A 24,847-nucleotide genomic window follows, 5' to 3' on the forward strand; every position below is an offset into this window, starting at 1 on the left:
AATGCTGCTGGAAGCCGCGAATCAGTGCCTGCCGCCCGCCCCGTGCGTGCCGCGCGCCGCCTCGCGATATCGGTCAGCAACGGAACATGAAAAGGGAATGTCGCCATGCAGCGAAGCAAGTCGGTCACGAAACACGCATCCTCCTCCGCCATGGCGGGCAACCGGAACGGGCGCCCGGTGCGATTGAAACCGCTGGCGCTGGCCATCGCCATGCTGCTGCAGGCGGGCGGCGCGCAAGCGCAGCAGCCGTTCAGCGGCGCGTGGTTTGCCGGCAAGGGTGCGCAGCAGGGCACGGCCGCAGCCACGGGACGCTTGCCGAATGGCCAGCCGGCCACATCGCTGAACAATCCTTTGCTGCAGCAGCAAAAGGCCGAAGGCAAGCTGCAGCAATCGCTGAACAACCTGTTGCTGGCCGCGCGCGGCATCGCCGCCGAACAGGCGGTGCAGGCAGCTGCGCGCCAGGCGGCGCTGGCGGCGGGCGGTGCGCCCGATGGCCTGGTCAAGGGCGGCTTGCAGGTCGACAGCAACAGCCTGACGGCGGGCTGGCTCAATGCCCAGGGACCCGTGCAGACCCAGGCCGACGGCAAGACCGTCGTGAAGGTCGCGCAGACGGATGACAAGGCGATACTGAACTGGGAAAGTTTTAACGTCGGCAAAAACACCACCTTGCAGTTCGACCAGAAATCGAACTGGTCCGTATTGAACCGGATCAACGATCCGCTGGCGCGCCCCAGCCAGATCCAGGGCCAGATCAAGGCCGACGGCACGGTGATGATCGTCAACCGCAATGGCATCGTATTTACGGGAAGCAGCCAGGTCGATACGCGCAACCTGGCGGCGGCCGCCATGGGCATGAGCGACAGCCAGTTCAAGAGCGGCCTGTACGGCAAGGCGCAGGGCGCGGGCACCGTGCCGACCTTCGCGAATGATTTATTGCTGGGCCAGAATACCTTTACGCATGGCAAGGCCGAGGCCGACGTCGTCGTCGCCGCCGGCGCGCGCATCGACACGCGCAAGCCGCAAACGGTGACGGAAGGCGGCGGCTATGTGCTGCTGGCCGGCCGCAACGTCGACAATGCGGGCGCCATCACCACGCCGAATGGCCAGACCACCCTGGCCGCCGGCGACGCCATCGTCGTGCGCCCGGGCCAGGGCACGGACAAGAACCAGTATTCGAGCACGCGCGGCAATGAAGTCGAGATGCTGCGCACGGCCGGCAGCGGCGCCGGCGCCGTCGTCAACCGCGGCTTGATCCAGTCGGCCGGCGGCGACATCACGCTGAGCGGCAACACGCTGCGCCAGGACGGCATGCTGCTGTCGAGTACCTCCGTCAACGGACGCGGCGCCATCCACCTGTCGGCGGCGGGCGAGGACGCCAAGGTCACCATGGGACGCGGCAGCGTCAGCGCCATTTTTATCGACGACAACGGCGCCACGGCGCTCGATGTGCAGCGCGATACCTTGCTGAAAGACACGGGCAAGGGCACGGACACGCCGCTGGACCGGCGCGACCAGTCGCTGGTGCGCATCGTTTCGGCCGGCAACGTGGAATTCGAAGGCGATTCGCTGACCCTGGCCACGGGCGGCCAGGTGCTGGTCGACGCGGCCCGCCGCAGCCACGTGGCGCGCGACGCCGCCATCGACGTATCCGGCGCCGTCGGCGTGAAGGTCGACATGAGCAGCAACAATGTGCTGATCAATGTGCAGGGCAACGAACAGCGCGACGCACCGGGCAGCCGCGACGCGAAATACCTGAACAACAGCGACGTGTGGGTCGACCGCCGCGACCTGGTGCTGGTGCCGGCCGGCACCAATGGCTACGCCACGGATCGCTGGTACACGGCCGGCGGCCTGCTGGAAGTGAGCGGCTACCTCAATACCAGTGGCCACGGCATCGGCGAGTGGGCGGCCCAGGGCGGCACCGTCGGCTTTGGCGGCGGCGAAGTGGTGACGCAGGCCGGTTCGCGCATCAACATCGCCGGCGGCTCGCTGGACGTGCAGACGGGCATGGTCAAGCAGACGTGGCTGAAGGGCGCCGATGGCGCGATGTACAAGCTCAGCACTGCCCCCGGCGACAACCTGTACACGGGTTTGTACCGCGGCTATGAAAGCACGCATGCGCGCTGGGGCGCGAACACGACGGAGACGTACGCGAATGCCTTGATCGGCCCGCGCGAACGCCTGGAAAACGGCTACACGGTGGGCCGCGACGCGGGCCGCCTGATCGTTTCCACGGGCGCGGCCGTGCTGGAAGGCGATATCGACACGTCCGTGTTCCAGGGCGAGCGCCAGCAGCGCAAGCGCGATGACGGCATGGATAGCTACAAGCAGGCGCAGACGTCGGCCGCGCGCGCCGGTCAATTGATCGTCGGCAAAATGACGCCCGTCTTCGATACGAAGGCGGGCCAGCTGCGCGACAGCCCGCAAGCCGTGCTGGAAAACGTCGAGATCGGCAAGGTGGCGCCCGTCGCCGATGGCCAGCTGCTCAGTGAAGCCTTGCCGGCCGCGCGCAGCAAGACCCTGCAGCTCGATGCGGACTGGCTCAATGGCCTGGAACTGGGCGCCCTGAATATCTACGCCTACGACAAGCTCGACGTCAACGCGGACGTGCGCGTGGCCGATGGCGGCGACGTCGCCCTGCACGCCACCGACGTTGCCATCAAGGCGAACGTGAGCGCGCGCGGCGGCAGCATCGCCGCCGGCGACATCGTTTCGCGCTATCTGGCGAATGCGGGCGCCGTATGGGCCGAAGGCAAGCTGGTGCCGGACAACCGTCCCACGGGAACGGCCGGCGTGCGCGTGGCGCCCGGCGTGCGCCTCGATGCGCGCGGCCTGTGGAGCAACCTGGAACTCGATCCGGGCGCGGTCGCCGGCTTGCCGTATGTGAATGGCGGCAAGGTCACCTTGAAAAGCTCGGGCGGCGTCGAACTGGCGGGCGGCAGCGTCATCGACGTCTCGTCCGGCGCGGCCTTGATGAGCAATGGCAGCCTGCAGGGCGGACGCGGCGGCGACATCACCCTGGCGGTCGATCTGCCGACGGAGAAAGCGCCGACGGGCGCCATGCTCAAGCTCGACGGTGAGTTGCGCGGCCATGGCGTGAAAGGCGGCGGACGCCTGGTGATCGACAGCGGCGCGGCCGTCAGCATCGGCGGCAAGCTGCAGGGTGGCGACGTGTTGCCAGGTGGCAGCAGCGCCCCCATCGGCCTGCGCCTGGCCGATGAATTCCTGATCGCGAAGGGCGAGAAGATCCCCTTCGATTTTGCGCTGAGTACCAGCCTGATCAAGCCGGGCCAGGTCTTGAGCAAACCCGTGACGGTGGATGTGTCGGTGCAGAAACCGCTGGTCCTGGGTGCCGACCTGCTGTTGCCGCCAGGCGCGCACGTCGTCATCGACAACAAGACGTATGTCTGGGCTGGCTCCACCGTTCCAGCCGGCAGCGTGCTGACGGTCATCAATGGCTTGAATCCCGGCTTCGTGGTCTCGGCGGCGGTCTTTCCGAACGGCTTGCCGATCCAGCCGGTGACGACCCAGTATGCGGCCGGCAGCATTGCCGCCGACGACGTGCGCGCGCCGCGCGGCATGCTGTTGCCGGCTGGCATGGTGCTGGGACGCGATGTTGCCGTCCAGCCCATGCTGGCGCTGGGCGCCAGCCTGTTCCAGAGCGGTTTTGCCGACTACGCCATCACGGGCCGCGATGGCGTCGTGGTCGTCAAGGATGCGCATGTCGATGTGAAGATGCCCGTGCTGCGCTTCAATCCCGCCACGGGCCACACGGTGGCGAGTGGCACGGATCCGGCTGCCGCGCTGGAACTGTGGACGCCGGAGCTGTACCAGGAAGATGCGCGCAAGGCCCGTCTGACGCAGCGCGCCGGCGCCGACCTGTCGCTGACGGCCGGCAGCCCGCACGTGAAAGGGGATCTGGCGGTGGCGCAAGGCGCCGTCGTCACGGTCGATCCGGGCCGCCAGATCAGCCTGACGGGCAATGCGCAGATCACCATCGATGGCCGGCTCGAAGCCTGGGGTGGCAAGATCGCCGTCCTGCCCGGCACGTTTGGCACGGGCAATGATGTGGATGTACCGAACGGCAAGGGACAAGCCACGTCGATCTGGATCGGCGACAGGGCCGTGCTCGATGTCGCCGGCCGCGCCACGGTCGCCACCGACATGCGCGGCGACCGCTATGGCCGTGCCGACAAGGGCGGCAGCATTGAAATCGGCGCCCGCTACAAGGCTGATGCGGCCAGCGTCGACGCGGCCGATGCCTTTGTCGTCGTGCGTCCGGGCGCGCTGCTCGACGCCAGCGGCGCGCAAGCCACGCTGGACTTGCCGAACCAGGGCGCCGTCAACGTGGCCGGCAACGGCGGTTTGATTTCGCTCAGTTCGTATAACGGCATCTTTGCCGACGGCACTCTGCGCGCCGTGGCCGGTGGCGCCGGCGCTGCCGGCGGCACCCTGGCGCTGGCGCTGGACACGCCCAATTATGGCAAGGTCAACCGCTACAACTTGCAGGGCGACAACGTGGACAACGCGGTGCGCGTGCCGCGCGAAATGCAGCTGGCGCAGGTGCAGGGCGACAGCGCCTTGCCCGAGGACTTGCGCGCCGGCCAGCAGGATGCGGCGCTGCGCTACGGCAGCGCGCGCCTGGGCGCCGACCGCGTGCAGGCGGGCGGTTTCGACAACCTGGCCCTGCATGTGAACGGCATGCTCAGTTTTGACGGCGACGTCAAGCTGTCGCTGGGCCAGAGCCTGCGCCTGAGCGCCACCTCGCTGGGGCTGGCCCAGCAGCAGCCGCAGCCGGATGCCGATGGCCAGGACAAGGCGGGCAGCCTTGCCAGCCAGGTGCACCTGGCGGCGCCGTATGTGCGCCTGGGTACGGCCGTGCGTGCGCAGAAGGACGATTACATCGTGCCCAATGCCGTGAAAGGTTCGAAGAACCTGGGCAAGGGACGCGGCATCCTGGGCGTGCCGCTGGTGGCCGAGGATTCCCTGCTGCAGATCGATGCGGGCATGCTCGATATCGCGGGCGAAGTCAACATGGGTACGCGCGGCACCATTGCGCAGAGCAGCGGCGCCGACCTGGTGGTCGAGCGCGACGCCTTCGAGCAGCTGACCCTGAACAGCCGCGGCGACATGCGCCTGTCGAACAGCGCCGCCCTGTACCAGCCCGGCAACGCCACCCTGGTGGCCGCGCAAATCTACCCGGCCACGGGCGACAGCGGCATGGTCACGGTGGGCCAGCAGAGCGGCATCGACGAATACGGCAACCTCCGCGTCACGCTCGATCCGCTGCGCACGCTCAATATCGGGCGCAGCGGCGACGGCGCCACGCCGAACCAGCCGTTCTCCGTGTTCGGAACCCTGAGCCTGGTTGCGCCCACCATCAACCAGCACGGCGTGCTGCGCGCGCCGCTGGGCCAGATCAACCTGGGCGCCGAAGGCTTTGAAGCCAATACGGGCCGCGTCAATCTGTTGCCTGGCAGCCTGACTTCGGTCAGTGCGAAAGGCTTGACGATGCCGTACGGCGGCACGCTCGATGGCTTGAGCTACCTGTATGACGGCAACGATGTCGTGTTCAAGGGCGTGGGCAACGGCCCCGAGATCGCCTTGACGGGCGCCGCCATCGACGTGCAACAAGGCGCCGTGCTCGACATGTCGGGCGGCGGCACCTTGACGGGCGCGGCCTTCCTGGCCGGACGCGGCGGATCCACCGACGCGCGCCTCAATCCGCTGGTGCAGATGAAGCCGAACGGCGGTTTCACCTTGCCCGGCCTGAACACCAACCCCGTGTACGCCATCGTTCCCGGGGTACAGCCGGACGTGGCGCCGTTGACGGCGGAGCAAGGCGCGGGCAAGCCCGCCGTGGGGCGCCAGATCACCATCGCCGCGGGCGTGCCCGGCCTGGCGGCCGGCACCTACACCCTGCTGCCGTCGAATTTCGCCCTGCTGCCCGGCGCTTTCCGCGTGGAACTGAATGGCCTGGCCGGCGCCGTCGAGACGGGCGGCACGATCGCCATGCGCAATGGCTCGTTTGCCACGGCGGCGCAGACGGGCGTGGCGGGCACGGCGATCCGCGACGTGGTGGCGCAACAAGCCATCCTGACGCCGGCCGCCGTGCTGCGCAGCTATTCCCAATACAACGAGACCGGGTATGCCGCCTTCGCCGTGGCGCAGGCCACGCGCGACGGCGTGCCGCGCGCTGCGCTCGAGCGCGATGCCAAGGGCGTGCGGGTGCAGCTGATCGCCCCGTCCGTGCACAGCGTCAAGGACAACCACACGCCGTTGATGATGGATGGCAGCGCCCTGTACGCGCCGGCCGAGGGCGGCTTCGGCGGCTCCCTGCTGCTGGGCTCGGGCAACCATGCGACTACCCGCTACGAAGTGCTGGCCGACGGCACGGCGCCGCTGGCCGATTTCGATGGCGTGTCCGTGCATGCGTCGCAGATCAACGCCTTCGGCGCCCAGCGCGTGGGCATCGGCGGCTTGCCGCGCGTGAACTACAGCGAATTTGGCACGGGCAGCAACCAGCGCGCCAATATCGCCGCCATCAACGAATCGGCGGGCGGCATCGTGCTGCGCGACGGCGCCGTGCTGAAGGCGGCCGAAGTGTTTCTGGTGACGGCGAGAAAAGACGGCGGCATCATCCTGGAGCAGGGCTCCGGCATCAATACGCTGGGCCGCGGCAAGGCCGCCTGGGATTCGCGCGACGGCTATGTGTACGAGCCCATGGGCAGCGTGCTGGCCGTCTCGAACGGCTGGCTGGACATGCTGCCGGCCGCGGCGCCGTCGTCCGAATCGTATGGCCCCGGCATCATCGATATCGGCGCCTGCGCCAAGGCGGGCGGCGCCTGCAGCGGCAGCACCTCGCTGTATTCCGAGGGCACCATCGCCGCCGTGACGGAGCGCGCGTTTACCCTGCGCGACAACGTGCGCTACGGCACGCGCAACCTGGTGCTGGGCATGGGCTCCATCAATGTCGGCAGCGAGGCGTCCCTGGCGGACGCCAGCACCCGCGGCGCCTTGCCCGACGGCCTGGCGCTGAACCAGGGCGTGCTCGACCGCCTGCTGCGCGGCGACACCAGCACGGGCGCACCGGCGCTGGAAAGCCTGGGTTTGACGGCGCGCAATTCCTTCAACTTCTATGACTCGTCGCAGCTGTCGACCATCGATGCGGCCACGGGCAAGTCGTCGCTGTCGCGCCTGGTGCTCAATACGCCGGCCATCTACGGCTATGGCGGCACGGACGCGCTGGCGCGCATCCACACGGACACCCTCGTGTGGCAGGGCGCGACGAATGCACCCGGTGCCGTCGTCGCCAATGGCCCCGGCACGGGCAGCGGCCGTTTGCAGGTCGACGCCAGGCGTATCGAGTTCGGCTTCACGCCGGACAGCCGTCCCGACACCATCCATAACCTCGACCGTCTGATGCTGGGCTTCGGCCAGGTGGCGCTCAATGCCAGCGAACAGCTGACGGCCAACAACAAAGGCGGCCTGTCCGTCTACCAGTCGCAAAGCGCGTGGGATACGGCCACCAATGGCTACCGTTACAGCGGCGGCGATTTGCTGATCAACACGCCGCTGTTGACGGGAGCGGCCGGTTCCGTCAACCGCATCACGGCGGGCGGCGACCTCAAGGTGAGCGCGCCGGCCGGCGCTACCCCCGCCGCGCCGACGAATGCGGCGCTGGCCGGCGCCCTGGGCGCGGAAGTGGCGCTCAGCGGCAACAGCGTCAGCGTCGATACCTCGGTGGTTCTGCCAAGCGGAAAGCTGACCCTGTCGGCCGAGCGCGATGTATTGCTGGGCGACAAGGCCAAGCTGGACCTGGCAGGCCGCAAGATCGATTTCTACGACACGAGCAAGTACAGCTGGGGCGGCGACGTGATCCTCGACAGCCGCGCAGGCGATGTGCGCCAGGCGGCCGCTTCCGTGATCGACGTGTCGGCCGTGAATAACCGCGCCGGCAAGCTGAGCGTCGTTGCCACGGGCGACGCGGCGGGCACGGCCGACTTGCGCGGCAGCCTGCTGGGCGGCGCTAGCGGCCATTATGACGCGGGCGGCACCCAGGTAGCCTACGCGGCGGGCGGCGTGGAGGTGCGCGCCCAACAGATCGGCGACTTCGCCGGCCTGAACCAGCGCCTGAACACGGGCAAGGTGTTCGGCAGCCGCAGCTTCCAGCTCAAGCAGGGCAATCTGACCATCGGCGACGAGGTCAAGGCGCGCGAAGTGAGCGTCTCCGTCGACGGCGGCAGCTTGACGGTGAGCGGCCGCATCGACGCCAGCGGCGAGCAGGTGGGCAGCATCCGTCTGGCCGGCCGCGACGGCGTCACCATCCAGTCCGGCGCCGTGCTCGATGCGCACGGCACGGTGCTGCGCACGGACAGCTATGGCCAGGTGATCGAGGCGCCGAACCGCGCCGTGATCGAACTGGCCGCGCCAGGCGGCCGCCTGACCCTGGAAAACGGCGCGCGTTTCGACCTGCGCAGCGGAGACAAGGGTGGCAACTACGGCAGCATCGACCTGAACGCGCGCCGCCTGGGCGGCGCCACGGGCGACGACATCGACATCGACGCGGCCGGCGCGCTGAACATCGCCGGCGCGCGCACGGTCAACGTCAATGCCTTCTGGCAATACAAGGATGCCCCGGCTGGCACGGGCAAGGATGCGGACGGCCGCAGCTACCAGAGCATCAACCAGGCCTATCTGGACGAGAAACACGCGGACAGCCAGGCCTTCATGGCCCACGCGCTGGCCAACGGCAACTTGATGAACAACAAGCTGCGCGGCTTGCGTGGCGACGCCAACGCTTTTCACCTGCGCCCCGGCGTCGAGATCGTCAGCGCCACGCCGGGCGGCGACCTGCATATCGATGGCGACATCGACCTGTCCGGCCACCGCTACGACGGCGTCAATCCGCTGGCGCGCCTGAGCGGCGTGTACGGCTCGGGCGAGGCCGGTGCGCTGGTGCTGCGCGCCGGTGGCAAGCTCAGCGTCTTTGGCAGCATCACCGATGGTTTCGATACCAGCGCCCTGCCAGTCACGGTCGATGACAAGGGCTGGCAGCTGGTGAAAGGTCGGCTGCCGTGGGGCGGCGAAGTCGTCGTGCCGCAAGCGGGCCTGGTGACCCTGGCCGAAGACACGTATTTCAAATCGGGCACGAGCGTCAATTTCGCCGTGCCGATGAAAGCCATGGAGTTGCGCAGCGGTACCTTGCTGGCGGCGCGCGCCACCTTGACGGCGGAGTTGAATCTGCCTGCAGGCAGCGTGCTGGGCGGCGCCGTGCGCAATGCCGACGGCAGCGTGCTGTACGCGGCCGGCACGGTCTTGCCAAAGGCGCTGACCTTGTCGAGCGGGATACAGCTCGATGCCGGCCTGCGCCTGCCTGGCGCGGCCAGGGTGGCGGCCATGCTGTGGCCGGCGAACGTGGCCCTGCCTTTCCCCGAAGGCAGGCCGTGGGATGTGGCCGATGCCACGAATGCCGTCAATGGCGTGGTGCTGGCCTCGGCGCTGGCGCTGGACAAGGGCAGCGTGCTGCCCGCCGGCACCGTGGTCAGGCTGCCGGGCGACGTCACCATGGTGTCGCTGCGCAGCGCGGATGGCAGCGGCAGCCAGGGCCGCAACCTGGCGCTGGCGCCCATGCTGGCCCAGGGTTCGCAAGCGTGGTCGCTGCGCCTGGTGGGCGGCGCCGATACGGCGGCGGCCGACACGCGCGCGCTGAAACCGCATGCGAAGGACGCCCATCTGATGCTGGCCGATGCGCATTACGGCATGGCCACTGTCCGCGAGCTGGTTCCAGGCACCGGCTTGCCCGCACAGTATGTATGGGGCGACGATGCCGGCCTGTTTGGCGAGATACCGGGCATGCCGATCGACCTGGCCAACTTTGCCAGTGAAGAAGTGCTGCTTGGCTTCAATGAATATGGCGCAATCGTGGTCAAGATTGCCGATGGCACGGAGCCTCAATACGTGCACGTGACTGCGCCGGCGCGCCAGCCTCTGTTCAGCGTGCTGCGCACGGGCACGGGCGACCTCGATTTGCTGGCTGCGGGCGACTTCGACATGCGTTCCCTGTATGGCGTCTACACGGCCGGCACGCAGTCGGTCTCGCCGCTGGTCAATGGCAAGGATCTGTTCAACCTGCCGCGCGGCCTGAACGCCAAGGGCCAGCTGCTCGGTGCGCTGGGCACGGACTTTACGCCGTTTGTCAATGGCGGCAGCCAGAGCCTGTACCGCGCCTGGTATCCCGAGCATGGCGGCAATCTGCTGCTGCGCGCCCAGGGCGACGTCAAGGGCGACACGCTGGCCGCCTCCGTCAGCCGGCGCGAAGACGCGATCGGCTGGCTGCGTCCACAGCAGGACACCAGCGACATCGGCACCTGGCTGTGGCGCCAGGGCAGCGGCAGCACGGCGGGCGGCGTGCCGACGGCATGGTGGATCAATTTCGGCACCTATGTCGCGCGTCCCGAAGGCGTCGACCTGTTCTCGGGCTTGCCGGGGCTGTCGGGCTTTACGGGCATCGGCACCCTGGGCGGCGGCAATCTGCTGCTGCAGGCGGGCGGCGACGCCGGCATGCTGGCCTCGCGCGCCGATCCGGGCGGAGAGTTCGCGCCGCGCAGCCAGGGCCTGAACGTGGCCGTGGGCAGCACGGGCAGGGTGACGCCGGACGGCAAGCTGCTGCTGACGGGCGGCGGCGACCTCGATATCCGCATCGGCGGCGGGCTGAACCCCGTGGCCGAGGTGCGCAGCTTCGACAGCAATAGCGACCGGCCGAACCCGAACACGCGTTTCGAACGCCAGGTGCCTGGCCTGAACAGCACGCTCACCAACCTGCGCGGCGCACTGCGCCTGGAAGCGGGCGCCGTGGGCGGCATCGAATTGCGCTTCGACCGCGCCGATCCGACGGAATCGCGGCCGTACGAAACCTACACGGCGGGCACGGCGATCGCCAGCGGCGGGCCTATCCTGGTGCCGGGCGACAGCGGCGTGCGCATCGATGCGCGCGGCGACGTGGTGCTGGGCGGCGTGGCCGATGCGGGCCGCGTGAAGCAACTGGGCTATGGTTCGCCGTTCAGCTACCAGGGCGTGGAGCGCACCGGCGAAGGCTGGAGCTGGTTCTCGCTGTGGACGCCGGCCACGGCCATCGACCTGTTCAGCGCGGGCGGCAACCTGACTCCCACCTCGTCCTGGATCAATGCGATGGCCGGCGACAACCATGCGCCGACGGACGGGCGCTTCGTCATGCCGTCCGTGCTGCGCGCCGTGGCCGCCAGCGGCAGCTTGTACTACGGCAATGCCAGCCTGGGCAGGCTGGGTGATGGCGGCAAGGTGGACATGCCGCAAAACGGCGTGATCCTGGCGCCGTCGCCGGTGGCGCCGCAATTTGTCAGGACGGGCACGGGCCAGCTGGAAATGCTGGCCGCCGACTCCATCCATGCGGCCGGTTATCCGATCACGCCATCGGGCGCCGACCCGCGCCTGCTGCCGAATCCGTTCAATCCGGGCTTCGTCGGCGCGCTGGGCAATGTCTGGTTCGGCCTGCTGCCGCTGCATAACGTCAGCGCCGATGCGTTGGCGCCGGGGGCATTGAAATGGTTTGGTACGTCGTCGAATGGCGCCAGCGATGCCAATCAACAAGTGTATCCGCTGTTCAGCATGACCCCGCCGACGGTCTCCGACTATGTGCCGGCAGGCCAGTTGCCCGCGCACTTCTATGCCAATAGCGGCGACATCGTCGGCCTGCGCACGGGCGGTATCGTGTACCGGGGCAACCTGAAGGGCGTCAGCGGCGCCCTTGGCCTGTGGTACGAGGGCGGCGGCGCCGTGGCCGTGCGTGCCGGACGCGACATCGTCAACTCCGGCACGCCGCTCGGCAACGTCGAGAGCGTACCGGAAGGCGCAGCGGGATGGACCGGCCAGCCCTTTGCCAACAGTCCCGAGCTGCCGGAAAAGCCGGTCGTCTTCGGCAGCTCGTCGGCGCGCGGCAACCTGTTCGTGCACCGCCATGCCGACGACGTTTCCGTCGTCAGCGCCGGCCGCGACATCCGCTACAGCACCTTCTATGTGGCGGGGCCGGGCCAGCTCAATGTGAGCGCCGGGCGCGATTTGTACATGGCCGACAAGGCGGAATTGCGCAGCCTCGGCTCCATCGTCCATGTCGGCCAGGACAAGCGCGGCGATGGCGCCGGCATCAGCGTGGCCGCCGGCGTGGGCCGCAACGGTCCCGACTATGCGGCCTTCGCGGCGCGCTACCTGGACCCGGCCAGGCTGGCCGACCCGGGCAAGCCGCTGGCCGACCAGGCCGGCAGCGCCGTGTACGTCTACGGCGGCAAGCTGACCCTGGCCGACTGGCTGCGCGGCCAGTTCGCCTACGGCGGCGACGAGGCGGGCGCTGCCGTCTTCCTCGGCACGAAGCAGGCCGAGCTGGAGAAAGCTGGCCAGCAAACGGGCGGCGTGCGGCGCGACCTGGCGCGCGAATACGCGCAGGTCAGCCAGCTGCACCTGGTGAACTGGCTGACGACGCGTTTTGGCGGCGACAGCGGCCTGGGCATCCGCTACGACCCGGCCACCGATGCGCGCAGCTTCTTTGCCGCCTTGCCGAAGGAACAGCAGCAGGTCTACCTGAGCAATGTCTACTTCGCCGAGCTGAAGGCGGCCGGGCGCGAGTACAACGATCCGGACGGCGTGCGCCGCGGCAGCTATCTGCGCGGCCGCGAAGCCATCGCCACCCTCTTCCCGACGCAGGACAAGGCGGGCAAGAAGATCGAGTACCAGGGCGACCTGACGATGTTCAGCAGCGCGCTGTACACGGTCAACGGATACGGCGGCGTGTACACCAAGCGTCCCGTCGCTGGCGTGCGCTACCTGAGTCCGCAGGAATGGGCCGAGGCGGGCCGTCCCGACTACAACGTGCCTTACGTGACCGTCAACGACACCGGCATCCACACGGATTTCGGCGGCGACATCGGCATCACGGTGCCGGGCGGGCGGGCGCTGATCGGCGTGGACGGCGGCTATGCGCCGGGCGAAGGCTCGGGCGTGCTGACACAGGGACAGGGCGAGATCCAGATGTATGCGAAAGACAGCATCCTGCTGGGCCAGAGCCGCATCTTCACCACCTTCGGCGGCAACATCCTGGCCTGGTCGGCCACGGGCGACATCAATGCGGGCCGCGGCACCAAGTCCACCGTTGTCTACACGCCGCAGCGCCGTACCTACGACAGCATCGGCCTGGTCAGCCTGTCGCCGAGCACGCCGACGACGGGCGCCGGCATCGCCACCCTGAACCCGATCCCGGAGGTGCCGCCCGGCGACATCGACCTGATCGCCCCGCTGGGCAGCATCGACGCGGGCGAGGCGGGCATCCGCGTCTCGGGCAACGTCAACCTGGCGGCCTTGCAGGTGATCAATGCGGAAAACGTCCAGGTGCAGGGCAAGTCGGCGGGCCTGCCCGTGGTCGCCACCGTGAACGTGGGCGCGCTCAGCAATGCCAGCGCGGCCGCCACGCAAGCCGTGACGGCGGCGCAGGACGTGCTGCAGCGCGAACGGGCCGCCACGCGCCAGGCGCAACCGTCGCTGTTCACGGTGAAGGTGCTGGGCTTTGGCAACGAGCAGGCGGACGAGGGCGGTGTTGGCAAGCACCAGGGCGGCGAACCGCAGGCGTCCAGCTATCAGCCGGCCGGCGTGGTGCAGGTGCTGGGCGCGGGGCCGTTGACGGCGCCGCAGCTGCAGGCGCTCACGCCGAACGAGCGGCGCGGCCTGCAACCGTGAGTTTTATGAACATTTGATGACATTCGGCAGTCGCCGCGCGCGGCGGCTGTCTAGGCATCAGTAGATCAGCATTAGCAACAAAAAAACGCCGGCCCAGCGCCGCAACACAGGGCAACCGTTTGATTTTAAGGTGAATGGAAGATGCGTGAGATGAAAAAACAGGGCAAGGGGGCAGCACCCGCGGCACCCGCGACCGCCTTGACGATGCTGTGCCTGGCCATGCTGGCGCTGCCCGGCATGGCGCGCGCGCAGGACGCGGTGCCGGCAGCCGCTCCCGTGGCCGCGCCGGAACGGCAGGTGACGATCGAGGAATACCTGGTGCGTGGCAATACCGTGCTCGATGCGCGTGCCATCGAAGAGGCGGTCACGCCCTTCCTGGGACCGGGCCGCACCCTGAAGGACGTGGAAGGGGCGCGCGACGCCCTCGTTGCGGCATATCAAGCCCGCGGCTACCAGTCCGTCTACGTGGACTTGCCGGAGCAGCAGGTGGAGCAGGGCGTGGTGGTGCTGCAGGTGAGCGAAACGAAGGTGGGACGCTTGCGCGTGGTCGGTGCGCAATACAACTCGCCGCTCGACGTGCGCCAGCAAGTGCCGGCACTGACGGAGGGCAAGGTGCCCGACTTTACCCAGGCGCAGGTGGAACTGACGGCCCTGAACCGCGGTCCCAAGCGCCAGGTGATGCCCTTGGTCAAGCAGGGCAGCCTGCCCGGCACCATGGACGTGGACTTGAAAGTCGAGGACAGCAGCCCCTGGCGCGCCAGCGTGGGCTTGAATAACGATTACAGCGCCGATACGAAAAAGTTGCGCACAAGCATGTCGGTCGGCCACGACAACCTGTGGCAGATGGGGCATAGCGCCACCATCAGCTTTTTCGGCACGCCGGGCGACCTGAACCAGACCAAGGTGTGGTCCGCCTCGTACGTGGCGCCGATCGGCACGCAGGGCTGGAGCCTGGAAGCGACGGGCTACCAGTCGAACAGCAATGTGGCCAGCACGGGCGGCACCAGCGTGCTGGGCAAGGGCCACGCGCTGGGCATGAAAGTCAACTACACGGTGCCCAACAGCGGCGTCTGGTGGCACAGCTTTAGCGCCGGCATCGATTTCAAGGATAACCAGGAAGCGCTGCAACTGAATGGCGCCGGCTCGAGCATTCCCCTCAAGTACGTGCCGCTCAGCGTGGCCTACAACGGCTTTGCGCAGACGGATGCGGCTACCTACGGCCTGGGCCTGTCGCTGGTGGCCGGTACGCGCGCCGCGTTCGGCTACGGCAGCAACAGCGCCGCCTACGACAACAAGCGCTACAAGGCTACACCCAGCTTCCTCGTGCTGAAGGGCGACGCCAACGCCACGTATACCTTGGGCAGCGGCGCGCAGCTGCATGGGCGCATGTCGGGCCAGCTGGCCGATGCGGCGCTCGTGTCGGGCGAGCAGATGGCCGCCGGCGGCGCCAATTCCGTGCGCGGCTACCTGTCGGCCGAAGCGACGGGCGACTACGGCGTGTCGGGCACGGTCGAATGGCGCACGCCCCAGCTGACGTATTTCAGCCGCCTGGAAAACTGGCGTTTGTTTGCCTTTGCCGATGGCGCGCGCCTGCGCCTGCGCGATCCGATGATCGAGCAGAAAGACCTGTTCGGCCTGGCCTCCGTGGGCGTGGGCAGCAGCTTCCAGTTCCTGCGCTACCTGAATGGCCGCATCGATTTTGCTTACCCGTTGCGCGATGGCCCGCGCACGCACAAACACGTGCGCCGCATCAATTTCAACCTGTCCGCCAGCTACTGACGGGCCAGCTCACCAGCACTGCACTTTTTTAGACTTTTCTTCGGAGAATCACTGTCATGCAACGTTTTCTTTTTCTGCTCACGATCCTGGGCACGCTCGTTCCCGGCCTGGCGCATGCCTGGTGGCAGCCCGACTGGGCTTACCGCAAACCCGTCACCGTCGACGCGGGCCCGAAGGCGGGCGCCGTGGGCGGCGATCCCGGCCGCATTCCCGTGCTGCTGCGCTTGCATTCGGGTAACTTCAACTTCGAAGGCGTCAGCGACAACGGCGCCGACCTGCGCTTCGTGGCGGGCGACGATAAAACGGTGCTGAACCACCAGATCGAACAGTTCAACCCGCTCTTGGGCATCGCCCTGATCTGGGTCGATGTGCCGGCCCTGACGGCCGGTACGCCGCAGCAGCTGTGGATGTACTACGGTAATCCGAAGGCGCCCGCTTCCGGCAATGGCCAGCGCACGTTCGACCCCGATTACAGCCTCGTGTACCACTTCACCGAGCCTGGCGTGCCTTCGCGCGACAGCACTGCCTACGGCAACCATGCCCAGACGGCCGTGCCGGCGCTCGATGGTTCCGTCATCGGCGCGGGCGCCCGCCTGGGCACGGCACCTCTGATGCTGCCTGCCTCGCCTTCGCTGGCGCTGGCCGCCGGCGCGCCGTTCACCTTTTCCGCCTGGGTACGTCCCGATAACCTGGGCCCGCAGCAAGTGCTGTATGCACGCCGCGATGGCGCCAATGAATTGCTGATCGGCGTGGACCAGGGTGTGCCTTTCGTGCAGGTGAATGGCCAGCGCAGCAAGCCCGGCCAGCCGATCCAGGCCGCGCAATGGTCGCACCTGGCCGTCAAGGCCGACAAGAACAACGTGGCCCTGTACGTGGGCGGCCGTCCGGCCGTGTCGCTGGCCACCGCGCTGCCAGCGTTCACCACCGCCGCCTCGGTGGGCGCCGATGCGCCGCCGGTCGCTGCCGGTACTTCCACCCTGAACAATTTCACGGGCGCCATCGACGAGCTGCGCCTGTCGCGCACGGCCCGCGCCGACGCCCTGCTGCTGGCTGACGCCGTTTCGCAAGGTTCCGAATCGCGCCTGGCCGTGTTTGGCGCCGATGAACAGCAAGCGGGCAAGAGCCATTTCGGCTTCATCATCGCCGCCATGCCGCTCGACGCGTGGATCGTCGTCGGCGTGCTGGGCCTGATGATGGTCTTGTCGTGGATCATCATGATCGGCAAGGGCCGCAGCTATGGCGCCATTTCGCGCGCCAATGCGCAATTCATGCTGTCGTTCCACGAAGCGGCCGGCGCGCCGCTGGACCACCTGGCGCGCAACGGCAAGCTGAGCGCTTCCGTGAAGACGGATTCCTCGCTGTGGCGTTTGTATGACGTGGCCATCGACGAGATGCGCCGCCGCCATGACCGCGGCTACGACTTGAACGCCGTGTCGAACGCGACCATCGGCGCCATCCGCGCCGCCATGGATGGCGTGATGGTGCGCGAAAGCGAACGCATGTCGAAACGCATGATCTGGTTGTCGACCACCATCGAAGGCGCGCCGTACGTCGGCCTGTTCGGCACCGTGATCGGCATCATGCTGGTGTTCGTCGTGGCGGCCATGGCCGGTGCCGTGGATATCAACTCGGTGGCGCCGGGCATGGCGGCAGCGCTGCTGTGTACGGCTGCCGGCCTGGGTGTGGCGATTCCCGCGCTGTTCGGCTACAACTGGCTGTCGTCGCGTTCGGACGCCATCGTCGCCGATATGGCCGTCTTCGTCGATGAATTCGCCACGCGCCTGGCTGAAGAGCAGGGCGACGGACGCCAGATGCGTCCCGTGCTGCAACAGGCGTGAGGGGCGCATAACCATGGCCACCTCCGCCAAGTTTACCCCCCGCAAGCGTAGCGGCGGCATCAACATCACGCCCTTCGTCGACGTGCTGCTGGTGGTGCTGGTGATCTTCATCTTGACCAGCAACGCCAGCATTCCCGGCATCAAGGTCGACCTGCCCAAGGCCAGTTCGGCCATGGCGCTGGAAAAACCGAAGACCAAGGCCATCACCATCGACAACGCGGGCCAGGTCTTCCTCGACGCCTATCCCGTCACCTTGCCCGAGCTGGAAGAGCGCTTGCGCACGGAGAAGGCCCTGACGCCCGACTTCCCCGTGATCGTGCGTGGCGATGCTGCCGTGCAATACGCGAAAGTGGTCGAAGTGCTGGACTTGCTGCGCCGCATAGACCTGAACCAGGTGGGCCTGGTGACCGGCAAGCCGGCATGAGGAGCGCAAGGTGAAGCGTGACGACATGATGAAGATGGCCGCCTCGGAACCGTCGGGCGCGGCGCAGTGGTGGCGCCGCTGGGGCGGCGTGGCCGGCGGCGCGCTGCTGGCCGGCGCGCTGGCCGCGCTGGTCTGGTATTTGCTGTCGGACACGGCGGCCACCAAGCGCGAAGTGGCAGCCCCGCCCATGCTGATGCTGCCCCCACCGCCGCCACCGCCGCCGGAACCGGAAAAACTGCCGGAACCGACGCCGGACAAGGTGGTGCCGGAAGTGTCGGAGCCGGAACCGACGCCGGCCGACAAGCCCATGGATGACGCGCCGGAAAGCCCGTCGCCGGACAAGGGCGACCCCGTCACCATCGACGGCGCGGCGCAGGCCGGCAGCGACGCCTTCGGCATCCAGGCCGGGCGCGGCGGCGGCATGACGGGTGGCGGCGGTGGCGGCGGCCTCGGCGCGGGATCGTATGGCCGCTATGTAGCCAACGCGCTGCAGCTGGCCTTTGCCCGCGACCCGCGCACGCGCCAGCTGGCGTTTGCCGACATCCGCGTCGACCTGTGGCTCGATACGGAAGGCAAGACGACGAAGGTGCAGCTGGTGCAAGGCACAGGCAATGCGCAGACGGATGAGCAAGTGCTGGCCATGGTGCGCGATTTCCGCGCCGACGAGCGGCCACCGGCGTCCCTGCGTTTTCCGGCCCGCGTTTCCATTAAAGGTCGGCGCCCGTAAGCGCATGAACTAATTCCTCATTTACCGAAAGAAGCGATGAATTCCTTATTTTCTCCCTCACAGCACCTGCGCCGCCTTCCGCTGGCGCTGGCTACCCTGGCCCTGAGCGTGGCGGCAGGCGCGGTACAAGCGCAGACGGCACCGGCCGACAGCACCATGGTCAAACTGATCCGCGGCCTGATCCAGAGCGGCGCCCTGAACAAGGATGCCGGCGAGGCGCTGCTGGCGCAGGCGCAGAGCGAAGCACTGGCGCAAGCGCAAGCCCGTCCGGCTGCCGCGCCGGCGGCCCTGGCGCAGGTACAGCCGGGCGACGTGCGCGTGCCGTATATTTCGCAAACCGTGCGCGAGCAGATCCGCGACGAGATCAAGGGCCAGGTCATGGCTGAAGCGAAGGCGGGCGGCTGGGCGGCGCCGAATGAAACGCCGGCCTGGACCAAGCGCATCCGCCTGGAAGGGGATGTGCGCGCGCGTTACGAATCGCGCTACTACGACATGGCCAACAGCAATATCGAGATCGACTGGCGCTCGCTCAACAGCGGCAGCGGCTACGACGTCAATTCGAACACCAACCTGGCCCTGCCGGCGCTGCTCAACACGCGCGAAGACCGCAAGCACTTGCTGCGCGCGCGCGCCCGCCTGGGCATCCTGGCCGACATTTCCGACACCACGCAAGCAGGCATCCGCCTGGCCAGCGGCAATGACGACAGCCCCGTGTCCACCACGCAAACCCTCGGCGGCGGCCTGGGCAAGAAAAACATCTGGCTGGACCAGGCCTGGCTGTCGTACCAGCCCGCTTCCTGGCTGAAACTGACGGCGGGCCGCTTCGATAACCCGTTCGTGTCTGGCGACGAACTGTTCTCCAGCGAACTCAATTTCGACGGCATCGCCGCCAAGGTGCAGCAACCCCTCGGCGACAGCAAGGACGTTACCGTCTTCGGTACCCTGGGCCTGATTCCGCTCGAGTATTCGTCCGACAATGCGCCTAGCCGCAGCCAGGCAAAAATGTCCAGCGAAAACAAGTGGCTGCTCGGTGCGCAAGTGGGCGCGTCGTGGAAGATCAATAGCGACCATCAATTGCGCGGCGCCTTGGCCTACTACAACTTCCGCAACATCAGCGGCGAGTATTCGCAGCCGTGTGCGCTGTACGCGGGCGCCGATGGCTGCAGCACGGACTGGTCGCGTCCGTCGAGCATGCAAAAGGGCAATAGCTTGATGCTGTTGCGCAATATCGCCCTGAACCCGCTGGACCCGGCCAATACCCCGCAGCCGCAATTCGTGGGCCTGGCCTCGAAATTCCGCCTGGCCAACCTGAATGCGCGCTGGGATAGCAAGGTGGCGGGCGGCACGGACTTGCGCATCGAAGGCGATTATGTGCGCAACATGGCTTACGACAAGAATGAAATGTGGGCGCGCGCCAAGGGCGGCATCATGAACAACTTCGGCGGCACGGGCGGCGTGTCGCAAGCCGATTTCAGGAGCGGCGGCAATGCCTACATGCTGCAGGCGACCCTGGGCAAGGCCAGCCCGGCCGCGCGCGGCGACTGGAATGTTTTACTTGGCTACAAGCGCATCGAACCGGATGCCTTGCCTGACGCCTACAACGATTCCACTTTCCACCTGGGCGGCACGAACGCGCGCGGCTACTACCTGGGCGGCGCGTACGCGCTCGACAAGAATACCTGGCTGAATGGCCGCTGGACGTCGAGCCGCGAAGTGTTCGGTTCGGCGCTGTCGATCGACACCCTGCAAATCGAATTGAACGCGCGTTTTTAAGGAGCCACGATGTTGATATCCAACAAAATGCGCTTGCCTTTGCTGCTGCTGAGCTTGCTGGCCGCCGGCACGGCCCAGGCGCAGGGACAGAAGGGGCAGAGCATGGAAGAGCGCCTGCGCGCCGAGTTGCGCAATGTCACGGCGCAACTGCAGCAGACGCGCGGCGAGCTGGAATTGCTCAAAGCCAAGGGCGCACCGGCCGCCAAGGCGGCGCCCGCTGCCGCCGCGCCTGCCAGCGATGGCTTGAAAAAGGAGCTGGCGCGCAGCCAGTCGCAACTGGCGCAGGAGCGCGCGCAGCGGGAAAAACTGGGCGAGCAGCAACAGCGCAGCGCTGTCGCCGCGCAAGAGGCAACGGCCAACCTGGCGCAGTACCGCCAGGCCAGCGAGCAGCTGGCCGCCACGGGCAAGCAGCTGGAAGCGGAGCGTGCGCGTCTCGACGGCGAAGTGACGTCCCGGCGTGGCGCCCTGGCGCGCTGCGAAAGCAAGAATGCCCAGCTGTATGCGGCCGGGCAGGACATCCTGCAAGCGTATGAGGGTCTCAATGTGCTGGACGTCATGCAGGCGCGCCAGCCGTTCGCCGCGCAAAGCCGGGTAAAACTCGAGCAAATCGCCCAGCAGTATGGCGACCAGCTGTACCAGGGCCGCTTTGATGCGCGTCAAACAGAAACACCGGCCGCGCCCGCGCCGGCCCCCCAATAATTTTATTTTGAAATGAATGGAATGACGATGGAACACACCAACAACTTGCTGACCACCCTGAACGCGGAACAAACGGCCGAGGCCATCAAGGCGGCCGGCTGCGCCGTGACCAGCATCGAACACGACGGCGTCGTGCGCCTGCACAGCGCCAGCCATGGCATCGGCTTTCAGGTGCTGTGGGGCAATGAAGCAGCGCCTGGCCAGTATGCGGATCTGACCCTGAGCTGCCCGCTGCGCGTGCAGGGCGGCGACTTGCCGTCCGGCTTGCTGGCCGAATGGCACCGCAGCAAGCGTTTTGCCCGCGTGGCCCAGCATGGCGATTTCGTCGTGCTGGAAATGGATGTGCTGGTCGCCGGTGGCGTCAGCCGCGAGTACCTGAATATCAATCTGCAACTGTGGACGCAGATGATGGGCCAGTTCTTCTTGTTTTTGCGCAACTTTACGCCGGCCGATACGAGCACCGCACCGGTAGTCGAGGCCGTCAGCGTGGCAGAAGAAGAAACTGTGCCGGCCTGATAAGCGGAACAATGGCGGTGAAAAAAGGCCCGTGACGGGCCTTTTTTGCCGCCTGCGGGTCCCAAGTGTCGTATTAAATACTTATTTTTTAGGCATCGCGCATTAAAACTGCTCAAAGAGCGTGTGTGAATCAAGCCAGCAACGGCTGTATGGCGGATAATATTGCCTGTTGCCGATTTGGATACGACCTTTACACAAAAATGCGCCCCATGGATTTTACCCGCGACGAAACCAGTGAAACCCCAGTTGCCCCGGCCAGTGCGCCGGGAGCGCCTTTGCCGTATGCCGTCGCCACCTGGCTGCAGCGGGTGGAGGCTGCCGCCCATCCGAAAGCCGTGCTGACGATTGCCGAGCCGGACCCCAAACTCAACGCGCATCGCTTGATCTACGTGCTGGCGCCCACCAGCGGTGGCCGCCACGTGGCCCTGTGCCTGTACAAGGCGCGGCTGCGGCCGAATGGCGACGTGGCGGCGGCCAGTCCCATCAGCGAGATCTTCTCGCTGCTGTCGGCGCCGCCCACATTCCTGACGCCGGCCGATGAAGACCTCGTGCGTTTCTTCGTGGCCATGCGCAGCGGGCAAAATTCGCAGACGGGCAGCGCCACGGAGCCGAAGGGCAAGGTGGGCGCGGCCCTGCTGAAAATGCTGGCCGAGCAAGATAAACTGTTGTGGGCCAATTCCTGGGCTGACGTCGGCAATGGTCTCGTGTACCCGTTGAAGGAAGGTCCCGTGCGTCCCGCGCGCCTGTTCTGGCGCGACGAAGGCAAGACCATGCGCCTGGGCTGGCAAGTGGACCCGCCGGAAGGCGCGAAGCACCATGGCGCTGACCAGATCGACTACATGCTGCCCACGGATCCGCCGTGGTACATCGACAACCTGTCGTGCGGCGTGCTGGAACTGAACCAGGGCGGCTCCGATATTTCCCTGGCCGACTTGCAGGCGCTGGTGGCACAGGCGCCGCCGTTGAACGCGAACGACAAGGTGCGCGTGTCGCAACTGCTGCTGGCGCAGGGCTTGCAGCATCTGATGCCGCTGCCGCAGCCGCTGCCGCAGCGCTTGCGCAAGGATGTGCCGGCGCAACCGGTCTTGCTGCTCGACAGCGCCATGCTGGCCGATGGCAGCGCGCAGCGCTGGAGCGACTTCGCCGTGCTGTCCTACGACTACGATGGGGAACGCGTTTCGTTCGACCCGTCGCAGCGCGTGGTGCGGCAAGTGGGCGAGGTGACGGAAATTATCCAGAGAAATACGGTCGACGAAGCGCGCGCGCTGGCCACCCTGGCCGAGCTGCAATTCAAGAAGCCTGGCTCCGCGCCCTTGAGCGGTTTGAAGGGGGCCCTGCAACTGCCTTCCCAGGCGGAATGGCTGCGTTTTGCGGAGTCCGGCATCGACGCCTTGCGGAAGCAGGGCTGGATCGTGGAAAAGACGGCCAAGTACCGCTACGACGTGAGCGACGTGGGCGACTGGTATGCGGAAATCGACGACCAGGACCCGGACAGTGGCAACGCCTGGTTCGAGCTGGAACTGGGCATCGTCGTCAATCACGAAAGAGTGCCGCTGCTGCCCGTGCTGGTGCAGCTGATCCGCAACGCGCCCAACGATTTCAACCCGAAAGTCATCGAAGCGCATGCCGACGATGACCAGATGCTGGCGACCTTGCCGGATGGCACGCGCGTGGCCCTGCCGTGGGGCCGTGTGCGCCCCATCCTGAACACGCTGGGGGAACTGTATTTCAGCGACAAGATCAAACATGCCGTGCGCATGTCGACCCTCGATGCGGCACGCCTGGAAGAGCTGGCGCGCGGCCTGGAGATGCAGTGGACGGGCGGCGAGCAGTTGCGCGCCATGGGCCGCAAGCTGAGTCAGTTCGGTTCCGTGCAAAAAGTGGCGGCCCCAGCCGGCTTGCAGGCGACCTTGCGCGACTACCAGGCCGATGGCCTGGCGTGGATGCAATTCCTGCGCGACCACGACCTGGCCGGTATCCTGGCCGATGACATGGGACTCGGTAAAACCGTGCAGACCCTGGCGCATATCCTGGTGGAAAAGGAAGCGGGCCGTTTGACGCATCCGGCGCTGGTGATCGCACCGACGAGTTTGATGGGCAACTGGCAGGACGAGGCGGCAAAATTTGCACCCAGCCTGAAGGTGCTGCTGCTGCAGGGCAAGGACCGCGCCCAGCAATTCGACCAGATCGACCAATGCGACCTGGTGCTGACCACCTACGCCCTGTTGCCGCGCGATGAGGAAACCTTGCGCGAGCACGATTTCCACCTGGTCATCCTCGACGAATCGCATTACATCAAGAATACGCGCAGCAAGGCGGCGCAAAGCGCGGGCCTGCTGCGCGCGCGCCACCGCCTGTGTTTATCCGGCACGCCGCTGGAAAATCACCTGGGTGAACTGTGGTCGCAATTCCACTTCCTGCTGCCGGGCTTGCTGGGCGACGAGAAGACGTTCAACACCCAGTTCCGCCATCCGATCGAGCGCCAGGACGATCCGCTGCGCCGCATGCTGTTGAACCGCCGCATCAAGCCTTTCCTGCTGCGCCGCACGAAGGACAATGTGGCCAAAGAGCTCCCGCCGAAGACGGAAATGGTGCGCAAGGTGGAATTGACGGGGCCGCAGCGCGACCTGTATGAAACCGTGCGTCTTGCGATGGATCAAAAAGTACGCGAAGAAATCGACAAGAAGGGCGTGGCGCGCAGCCAGATCGTCATCCTCGAAGCGCTGCTGAAACTGCGCCAGGTGTGCTGCGATCCCCGTCTGGTGAAATCCTTGCCGGCGAAGAAGCAGTCGGCCGGTTCGGCCAAGCTGCTTGACCTGATGCAGATGGTGGAAGACTTGCTCGACGAAGGGCGCAAAATTCTTGTGTTCTCACAATTTACCAGCATGCTGGAATTGATCGAGGAAGAACTCGAGTCGCGCGACATTCCCTACGCCTTGCTGACGGGCGAGACCAAGGACCGGGGCGCGCAAGTGGCGGCCTTCCAGCAGGGCGCCGTGCCGATCTTCCTGATCAGCCTGAAAGCGGGCGGCGTGGGTCTGAACCTGACGGCGGCCGACACGGTCATCCACTACGACCCGTGGTGGAATCCGGCGGCGGAAAACCAGGCCACGGACCGTGCCTGGCGCATCGGCCAGGACAAGCCCGTGTTCGTCTACAAATTGATCGCGAAGGGCACCTTGGAAGAAAAAATCCAGCTGCTGCAGCAAAAGAAATCGGAACTGGCGCAATCGATCCTGGCCGAGGGCGAATCGCAGAAGATGGCCCTCACGCAGGAAGACTTGCAGCAGATTTTCGCCCCGCTGGAAGATTAACGGCGCCGCGCGCTTA

General features: G+C 66.8%; 9 protein-coding genes. All 9 read left to right on the forward strand.

Annotated elements, in window-relative coordinates; genetic code table 11:
• Positions 1 to 105 precede the first annotated feature (105 nt).
• The 9 genes from SJI03_RS27685 to SJI03_RS27725 all read left to right on the forward strand — a co-directional run bounded on the left by SJI03_RS27685 (position 106) and on the right by SJI03_RS27725 (position 24,831).
• Positions 106 to 13,761, forward strand: a complete 13,656-nt coding sequence (locus tag SJI03_RS27685) for a filamentous haemagglutinin family protein (protein ID WP_322429318.1) — start codon at positions 106 to 108, stop codon at positions 13,759 to 13,761.
• A gap of 141 nt (positions 13,762 to 13,902) precedes the next feature.
• Positions 13,903 to 15,540: a ShlB/FhaC/HecB family hemolysin secretion/activation protein gene (locus SJI03_RS27690; RefSeq protein WP_322429319.1), complete on the forward strand. Its 1,638-nt coding sequence runs from the start codon at positions 13,903 to 13,905 to the stop codon at positions 15,538 to 15,540.
• Positions 15,541 to 15,596: 56 nt separating this feature from the next.
• Entirely contained in the window at positions 15,597 to 17,378 is a 1,782-nt protein-coding gene (locus SJI03_RS27695; RefSeq protein WP_322429320.1) for a DUF2341 domain-containing protein, read from the forward strand.
• Positions 17,379 to 17,391: 13 nt separating this feature from the next.
• Positions 17,392 to 17,802, forward strand: coding sequence for an ExbD/TolR family protein (locus SJI03_RS27700; protein ID WP_034753784.1), 411 nt, complete (start codon positions 17,392 to 17,394; stop codon positions 17,800 to 17,802).
• Positions 17,803 to 17,812: 10 nt separating this feature from the next.
• Positions 17,813 to 18,529 (forward strand): energy transducer TonB family protein, encoded by a 717-nt coding sequence (locus tag SJI03_RS27705; protein WP_289914063.1) that lies wholly within the window; start codon positions 17,813 to 17,815, stop codon positions 18,527 to 18,529.
• A gap of 36 nt (positions 18,530 to 18,565) precedes the next feature.
• Positions 18,566 to 20,302, forward strand: a complete 1,737-nt coding sequence (locus tag SJI03_RS27710; protein WP_322429321.1) for a putative porin — start codon at positions 18,566 to 18,568, stop codon at positions 20,300 to 20,302.
• Between the two features lie 9 nt (positions 20,303 to 20,311).
• Complete coding sequence (locus SJI03_RS27715) at positions 20,312 to 21,001, forward strand: hypothetical protein (RefSeq protein WP_322429322.1); 690 nt, start codon at positions 20,312 to 20,314, stop codon at positions 20,999 to 21,001.
• 27 nt (positions 21,002 to 21,028) lie between these two features.
• Entirely contained in the window at positions 21,029 to 21,517 is a 489-nt protein-coding gene (locus SJI03_RS27720; RefSeq protein WP_322429323.1) for a YbjN domain-containing protein, read from the forward strand.
• A gap of 209 nt (positions 21,518 to 21,726) precedes the next feature.
• Complete coding sequence (locus tag SJI03_RS27725) at positions 21,727 to 24,831, forward strand: DEAD/DEAH box helicase (RefSeq protein WP_322429324.1); 3,105 nt, start codon at positions 21,727 to 21,729, stop codon at positions 24,829 to 24,831.
• Positions 24,832 to 24,847: the final 16 nt, after the last annotated feature.

It is taken from the genome of Janthinobacterium sp. GMG1, from assembly GCF_034427795.1.
Classification (GTDB): domain Bacteria; phylum Pseudomonadota; class Gammaproteobacteria; order Burkholderiales; family Burkholderiaceae_D; genus Janthinobacterium.

Coding starts and splice junctions, on each gene's coding strand:
- SJI03_RS27685 (WP_322429318.1), top strand. CDS start 106: ATGCAGCGAAGCAAGTCGGTCACGAAACACGCATCCTCCTCCGCCATG.
- SJI03_RS27690 (WP_322429319.1), top strand. CDS start 13,903: ATGCGTGAGATGAAAAAACAGGGCAAGGGGGCAGCACCCGCGGCACCC.
- SJI03_RS27695 (WP_322429320.1), top strand. CDS start 15,597: ATGCAACGTTTTCTTTTTCTGCTCACGATCCTGGGCACGCTCGTTCCC.
- SJI03_RS27700 (WP_034753784.1), top strand. CDS start 17,392: ATGGCCACCTCCGCCAAGTTTACCCCCCGCAAGCGTAGCGGCGGCATC.
- SJI03_RS27710 (WP_322429321.1), top strand. CDS start 18,566: ATGAATTCCTTATTTTCTCCCTCACAGCACCTGCGCCGCCTTCCGCTG.
- SJI03_RS27715 (WP_322429322.1), top strand. CDS start 20,312: ATGTTGATATCCAACAAAATGCGCTTGCCTTTGCTGCTGCTGAGCTTG.
- SJI03_RS27720 (WP_322429323.1), top strand. CDS start 21,029: ATGGAACACACCAACAACTTGCTGACCACCCTGAACGCGGAACAAACG.
- SJI03_RS27725 (WP_322429324.1), top strand. CDS start 21,727: ATGGATTTTACCCGCGACGAAACCAGTGAAACCCCAGTTGCCCCGGCC.